Origin of the sequence: Streptococcus sp. HMSC056C01 (genome assembly GCF_001811305.1) — a bacterium.
Lineage (GTDB): Bacteria > Bacillota > Bacilli > Lactobacillales > Streptococcaceae > Streptococcus.
The window spans coordinates 115,975-122,506 of the sequence record NZ_KV804192.1 but is presented as its reverse complement, the minus strand read 5'-3'; the positions used below and the strand labels follow the sequence as shown (position 1 = coordinate 122,506).

Sequence of the window (6,532 nt, the reverse complement as noted above, 5' to 3'; positions counted from 1 at the left end):
CGCGTCAAAGTTTGATTGCTAATAAAAAGTGAGGGCGGGATCTTTTGTCCCAACCTCTTTTACGGTCTATCAAACTGATATTTCTTATTAGATTATTGACTAGATTTCCCCTTTTCCAGTAGCTTGACCATCTCATCTTTACGTTCTTCTAACTCTGCAATTTGCTGCAGCAAAAGCTCTGAAAAATCACATTCAAGCTCTTCAGTTTCGCCACTATTAAACCAATCTAGAGCTACTATATGATTGTCCTTATCAAAGCAGAAAATCACATCTCCATCCCCGATGATAGATAGAAATGGAATATAGTCAACAAATCCTAAATCATGTAATTCCTTAGTTTTTATTCGAATGTCTAGGAAGTCTGGGATGCCATTTGCAATTCCCAAGACCTTGATACCTCGGCAGAAGGTCCAAAAAGGGGCTACATCGTAAGCCTTGGCTCTTGGCCATAGCTCTTCCCTGACTTCCATAAAGAGACCTCCCAGAGCTGACATGGTGAATTCCCTGAAATCTTCTGGCAGACGAATACCGTATTGATTTTCAAAATCCTGAACATCTTCTTCCGATGGTTCATTGCCCATGCAGGCGACAACTTGATAAGTTTCCTTATCACAGTGACGAAAATAATCATAAACTTCCTTGAGTGCCATTATCCAACTCCTTATCCTACATAGATATACTCAATAACCACATCACATAGTTGATGATCCTTGTCATAGCCAAAGTAAACAGGATAATTTCCATCTCCAAAACCAGATTGTATCATTGGAATAGTCAGGTCTGTATGTGGTATTTTAAAGTTAATCCAATCACCGCCTTCTCGTTGATATAGGGGATGTTCTATGGCATTTTGAGCAAAAATTTCCTCAAAGAAATCATCATAGATGTTTTTTTCAGGATTTTCTTGATACCATTTTTCTTCAAAATCACAGTAGGCATTTTTTGTCTCAACATCCACAATAGTTGCTAAGCCTGCATCGACTGAAAATCCAAAATAAGAATCTTCTTCAACAGAATCCAGGTTTTCAGTACCAGTTAAAGCTTCATAGTAAACAACTGGAAGTGTATCTGTAAATTGAACTCTTGTTGCAACATACCTATAATGATCTTCTTCGATTTTAACTACCAAGGTTTTGAGAGGAAATGTTCCTTTTGGAACGGTCTCTAAATAGGGTTTTTCATTCCTACGAAGCCAGACCAAGGGATCCCTAACTAAAATTTCTCCACTTGGGAAGGTCACTTCCCCCATATCTAAGACAAAGACTTCCTTGCCGTCTATTTCTTTCATCTCGAAACACGCTGCGTAATTGACAGACGAGGTCAAAATATGTTTGATTTCTTGGTATTTTTGCAACCATTCTTCAGAAACTTGAAGTTTTTCCATCGGTCTTTCCTTTCTAGTTTAAAACAAGCATGTGTTGGAGTTAAAAAACGGTTTAAATCGAATCTAAATAAACTACAAATCCAGCTGGTAAGATGACTTGATGTCCATCTTCAAGCTGGCAATGACTAGCTAAATCAACTGAATCTCTATCTAAAACAAAATTCTCAGAAGACTGGTTAAAGATGGCTTGAACTTCTTTCCCTTCATAGTTCCATTTCAAAGCTAGAACATCTGGTTTCACTTCTTCTAGCTTATAGGTTCCATATTGAATAATGCTTGAAATTTCCTTACGGATCTTGATTAATTGCTTCATGAAATTCAGCATATCATTGTCCTCAGAAACACGGTCCCAAGGCATGACACGACGGCAGTCAGGGTCTGGTCCCCCTTTAAGTGCCAGCTCTGTTCCGTAATAGATACAAGGGGTCCCTTTTTGAAGGTAGAGGAAGGCAAGGGCTGCCTTGACATGCTGCATATTTCCTTTTGCAGTTGTGAGGATTCGCTCCGTATCGTGAGAATCCAGAAGATTAAACATGACCTCTGAGATTTGTTGCTTATAGTACATAGACTGGCTATTGATTTCTGAAATAAACTGCTCCGTCTTTTTAGTCTGACGCAAGAAATAGTCCTTGATACTTTCAGAGAGTGGGTAGTTCATAACTGCATGGAACTCATCCCCTTTTAGCCAAGGCTGAGAAGTATGCCAGATTTCACCCAAGATGTACAAATCAGGCTTTTTAGCAAGAACTGCCTTTCTGAAATCTCTCCAGAACTGGTGGTCAATTTCATTGGCAACATCCAAACGCCAAGCATCGATATCAAAATTTTCAATCCAGTAGGTCGCAACACTTAAAAGAAATTTTTTAACTTCAGGATTTGCCGTATTTAACTTAGGCATATAGCTGGCAAAGGCAAAGGTATGATAAGGGAGTTCTCTTGGGTTCTTAAGTTTATCCTCTGTAACTGGGAATTCTTGGATATGGAACCAATCTTTATAAGGGGAATTTTCTCCATTTTTTAGAACATCCTGCCATTGGACAGATTGATAACCTATATGGTTAAACACCGCATCAAGCATGATCTTAATGCCACGTTTATGAGCTTCCCCGACTAGATTACGGAAGACTTCCTTGTCTCCAAAGTGACGGTCGATTTCAAAATAATCCGTCGTATCGTACTTGTGATTGGTTGTAGCTTCAAAAATCGGACAGAGATAGAGCCCAGTGATTCCTAGGTCTTTGAGATAGTCCAGATGGTCGATAATCCCTTGCAAGTCTCCACCAAAAAAGTCATCCCTGTTAGGCGCAATCTCTGCATCCCACGCTCGAGCTCCATCAGGAGTCAAATTAGGATTTCCATTAGCGAAGCGTTCAGGAAAAATCTGGTACCAAACGGTATTTGAAACCCAGCTAGGAACTTGGCAACCATCGATTTCGTGAATGTAAGGAAGCTTAAAGCCATTCCCTTCAGCATCCAAGTTTTCTTGACTATGTTCTACACAACCCTTATCTCCATAGTAGACACCCTGGCCTTCTGTATCAAGAAGTTCAAAGAGATACTGAATCCGTGCAAAATGAACCGATACCGTAACCTGCCAATAATCAAATAAAGCATCCGAGGTTACTTTAATCATTTCTTTCTTAGATTCATACTTATCCTCAATGAAAATAAAGGGATCACCATAGTGTAGAATGACCTGCTGGACATCATTTTTCTTGGTTCTGATTCGAATATGTAGCTGACCTTCCTTATAAAGATAAGCATACTCTGATTCTGGTCTATGATAAATGGCTGTTAATTCCATGTCTTGTCTCCTAAATAATCATCATCAATAAAAGTGCAAACGTTTTCATAATTGCTAGTTCTAGTATACTATTTTAACTGTTTATTTGCAATTTTTATACCAGTTTTACGATAGATATATAGATGGACAAGGGTAAAATTGAGTAGACTATTTTTGAGCTTTAAAAAGAGAGTTTCCATGAACCGGAAAACTCTCTCATCATTACGGGGCAGATGATTAAAATAAATGCTATCTGATATCTTTAATCCTCTAGAACGAAAATTTCTTCAACATGTAGTCGCAGCAATCTTGCAATTTTCATTGCTAGTTCAAGTGTAGGATTGTACTTGTCATTCTCGATAGCTATAATGGTTTGTCGACTAACGCCTAATATTTTTGCCATATCTTCCTGACGTAGTCCTTCAGACTTTCTTAACTGTTTGATATTATTTTTCATACAGCATTAGTCTTTCTGAAAACAATAAATGCCAATCGCCAAAACTACGATAAGGATAAGAACCATCAAAATTACTCCTTGAACAAGTTTATTTGGTTCTTTAAACTCTTCATCACTATCAATCATTTTCTGTTTTATTGCAAGTTGTGTAAATCCTTGAACAGAAATAGATAAACATAAAATCAGACATGGTAACATTTCAAGTCTAATGCCTTTTGTAATAGATTGATAGATATTAAATACTGTCCATCCACATAAACCAAATAGAGCCGTTTTATAACCCCATTCCTCAGAACGTAGCTGAATCGCTCTGTCCATTTCATCCATTTTTCTCATAGTCCTGTTCCTCCAATCCGTCAAAAAAATGTCAAGAGCTCTTTACATTTATTATTATACTCTAAATCGATGAAATGTCAAGATGTTTTAACATTATTAGGCTTTTTTATTTTCTTCATCTATTCTAAGAATATTCCTAACTCCGATTCACAACCTAGTCAATCTGACAAAGGGCAAGTTCTTTTAATCCTCTGTCGTACAGGAAGGTTAAACAATAGTTGTCTGTTATATTTTGAAGCTTGTGTTTACTCATTCCTCTAGGCAAGGCTATATCGCACAACTCTCTTGTTGCCAGAGAAAATAGCTTTTGCTTGCCCTTCCAGTCATCATTCTTAAATAGGGGGCTCAGGATAAGATAAGGCGAATCCGTAAAGAGTCCATTGACACCAGCTTTTTTACCTAAAGCCTTTAAATGTTCAGATTCTAATAACTTTTCGATAATACGACCATCACTAGAGATTTTAACTAGGGCATAATAGTCCATGCCCCATTTATTGACAGAGGTTTGACTTTCTCCAGAGCTAAAGGCATAGAGCTCTTGCTGCCAATATTTCAGACTATCGATTTTAGGACTAACATCAGAGTTCGTGTCGTGGTGCTTTAAATCTTTTTTATCAATATGCGAATAAGTGGTCCACTTCGCCTGCTTTTTCTCTCTATCAAATTCTAAAAGGGCAAAGTTTCTTGCCTGATTTGTATAAACTTGATTTTCAAAACACACGGGGATCTGGTTGCTATCTGAAACTATTTGAAAATATCTCTCTTGTGCTTTTTTTGGAAGTATACTTTGCGGATCCTTTATGGCAATGATTTCTGGATTAGAAAAATCACCAGTATAATAGACTATTTCCTTACCAGCCTTGATGATGCCAATATTTTGTCCATCTGTAAAGAGTAGAGGCTCTTCCTCCCAAACATGGTCACAATCCCAAGCATCTATCTCCTTCACACCCAAAGGCGATACTTCAAGCAGACAGTAACGATTGAAAGCTTCCTTCTCACTGGTCAAGACAAAGGCTCTACCATCCTGTAACATGACAGAATTGAAAACACTATTGTAGTCCTTGTCTAGTTCCAATTTGTTCAATAGGCTTAACTTTAACTTCCCCATTTTCTTCCTCCTGATACTCAATGAAAATCAAAGAGCAAACTAGGAAGCTAGCCAAAGGCTGTACTCGAGTACGGCAAGGCGAAGCTGACGTGGTTTGAATTTGATTTTTGAAGAGTATAAACAATCACCATTCATTGATGGCAAATAGAATGGCTAATCGAATATTTCTTAGCAACTGATCTGAAAGGTCATCGTATTGTTGACCAAGTCCTTTATCTTGTGCCAGACAGCCAGGTTCATCATTCCAGGAGCCCATTCCTCCAAAAACATCCGCTGCACTTGCTGCTCTAAATATATTTTGATTTTGTGGCGGAATTTGAGGCTCCTCTAGCACCTTAGTAGTATCAAGGTCAAGGAGATGGTTTCTAGCAGAGTGAAAGACTTTGGCAAAGTTGTCACATTCAATTTTAATTGCTAGATTTTCTATACGAGTCAATATCTCCTTAAATTCTTCGATATTATTTTCATAGTGGGGAATGTCTTGAGAAGACCTCTTCCATTCAAACTCAGTGTAGGTAACATCCCAGCCACTGCCTGCGAAAGCAACTTCCCAATTTGGTAGGAAATAACTTGCCTTCCCATCTTTATAAAAACAGAGAATTGAACTCTGTGTCGTATTGGAGAAACCTAAAATACCTCTGTCATTTACTGAGATAGGGCAAAATAATTGTAAGTCCTTCAAACCTTTTTCCTTAAGATTTTCAAACCAATCAGCTACAGAAAGTTCTGTAGCTTCCCCATTTTCTGACAGCAAAATTTGAAAGCTCAACTTATTTGTATATTTTTCAGGCTTATAGCATATTTCTTTACCACTTTTTAAAGCCTTCCTAGTTGCTGCCACGATACAGGCTATTTGGTACATTTGTCCGTTCATACTATCTCATCCATTATCCCTTCAATCAAATTTGTAAGGCTTTTAGCCGCATAGATCACCTGGTCAGGATCATGGATGTAGCAAATAACCTGACCTTCCTGACCCTCCTGGTCTGGATCAAAATCCAGCATAAGATAACAAGAGTCACAATACTGAGCAAAAGGAATCCATTTTTTATTAAAAAGATAGGGCTTTATTCTACTATCACGCATATTTTCCAGATCTTGATTAGAAAAATAATCTGAAAAATCCGTCAATAGAGCATCCCTATTTTGAAAGTATTTTTTACAACTTTCCATTTCCTGCAAACTCATGAGAGAAAAAGGCAGCTCTCTCTGGTCAATCACACAAGGTAAAATAGAGAAGTATTTACTCCCGTTTTTGTAGCTATAAAGCGCTTTGAAGTCACTAGGTAGACGAATACCAAATAACTCCTCAAAGGCTTGAAGCTCTTCCTCGGAAGTACCAGAAATATTCTGATAATCAGCCAGGTATTCCTCTTCCACAGGATCATCCAAATCCCAATCTTCAAAATACTCACAAATATAAGTTTCTATTTTTTTAACTTGGTCAATTAGTTGCATCAT

The 6,532-nt window shown here is 37.8% G+C and carries 8 protein-coding genes; all 8 read right to left on the bottom strand.

Going from position 1 to position 6,532, the window contains the following annotated elements; all coding sequences use genetic code 11:
* Positions 1 to 92: 92 nt before the first annotated feature.
* Positions 93 to 650, bottom strand: a complete 558-nt coding sequence (locus tag HMPREF2795_RS03125; RefSeq protein WP_075228212.1) for an SMI1/KNR4 family protein — start codon at positions 648 to 650, stop codon at positions 93 to 95.
* An 11-nt stretch (positions 651 to 661) separates the two neighbouring features.
* A complete protein-coding gene (locus HMPREF2795_RS03120) occupies positions 662 to 1,384 on the bottom strand; it encodes a DUF4241 domain-containing protein (RefSeq protein ID WP_075228211.1) in 723 nt (240 codons plus the stop codon).
* A gap of 52 nt (positions 1,385 to 1,436) precedes the next feature.
* Positions 1,437 to 3,188, bottom strand: coding sequence for a glycoside hydrolase family 13 protein (locus HMPREF2795_RS03115; protein WP_075228210.1), 1,752 nt, complete (start codon positions 3,186 to 3,188; stop codon positions 1,437 to 1,439).
* Between the two features lie 241 nt (positions 3,189 to 3,429).
* Positions 3,430 to 3,624, bottom strand: a complete 195-nt coding sequence (locus tag HMPREF2795_RS03110; RefSeq protein ID WP_000794365.1) for a helix-turn-helix transcriptional regulator — start codon at positions 3,622 to 3,624, stop codon at positions 3,430 to 3,432.
* A gap of 6 nt (positions 3,625 to 3,630) precedes the next feature.
* The gene (locus tag HMPREF2795_RS03105; RefSeq protein WP_075228209.1) at positions 3,631 to 3,960 is read right to left on the bottom strand and encodes a hypothetical protein; all 330 of its coding nucleotides are present in this window, start codon (positions 3,958 to 3,960) and stop codon (positions 3,631 to 3,633) included.
* A gap of 154 nt (positions 3,961 to 4,114) precedes the next feature.
* Entirely contained in the window at positions 4,115 to 5,071 is a 957-nt protein-coding gene (locus HMPREF2795_RS03100; protein ID WP_075228208.1) for a hypothetical protein, read from the bottom strand.
* Positions 5,072 to 5,195: 124 nt separating this feature from the next.
* Entirely contained in the window at positions 5,196 to 5,945 is a 750-nt protein-coding gene (locus HMPREF2795_RS03095) for a hypothetical protein (protein WP_075228207.1), read from the bottom strand.
* A complete protein-coding gene (locus HMPREF2795_RS03090) occupies positions 5,942 to 6,529 on the bottom strand; it encodes an SMI1/KNR4 family protein (protein ID WP_075228206.1) in 588 nt (195 codons plus the stop codon). The genes HMPREF2795_RS03095 and HMPREF2795_RS03090 overlap by 4 nt, the downstream gene beginning before the upstream one ends.
* Positions 6,530 to 6,532 lie beyond the last annotated feature (3 nt).